Origin of the sequence: Haloarcula sp. Atlit-7R, from assembly GCF_003666065.1 — an archaeon.
Taxonomy (GTDB): Archaea; Halobacteriota; Halobacteria; order Halobacteriales; family Haloarculaceae; genus Haloarcula; species Haloarcula taiwanensis.
On record NZ_QXIK01000101.1, the window covers coordinates 1 to 454 of the forward strand.

The 454-nt window shown below is 64.8% G+C and carries 1 protein-coding gene; it reads right to left on the bottom strand.

All coding sequences use genetic code 11. The annotated features are described in order from the left end of the window. A partial coding sequence (locus D3D01_RS22840; protein ID WP_233563629.1) for a GTP-binding protein occupies positions 1–293 on the bottom strand: 293 nt, incomplete at its 3' end. Positions 294–454 lie beyond the last annotated feature (161 nt).

Sequence of the window (454 nt, forward strand, 5' to 3'; positions counted from 1 at the left end):
AGCGTGGTGAACGAGTGGTGGCCCGGCGTGTCGATGAACAGCAGACCGGGCAGATCGAAGTCCGAGGGGTCGACGAGCTCGCCCGCCATCTCCGAGACGGTGTCGAGCGGGACGGCCGTCGCGCCGCTGTGCTGGGTGATCGCGCCCGCCTCGCCTTCGCTCACGGCGGACCCGCGGATCGTATCCAGCAGCGTCGTCTTGCCGTGGTCGACGTGGCCGAGAACGGCGACGATCGGTGTACGCAGCGCGTTCGATTCGGCTGTCGAGGCGGCGTCGGCGTCGGTGTCAGACATAGAGAATCACCCCGGAGAAGTTCCTTATGTGTAGAACACTGCTGGACTGTAGTTAAGTCCATCGTCATCCGTAGCTGCCGTCGCTCGCACCGATACTCGCGTCGAGTTCGCCCGCAGAATCGGGCGTATTGGTCGGCCTGCACCGCCCGTGGCGTTTATGT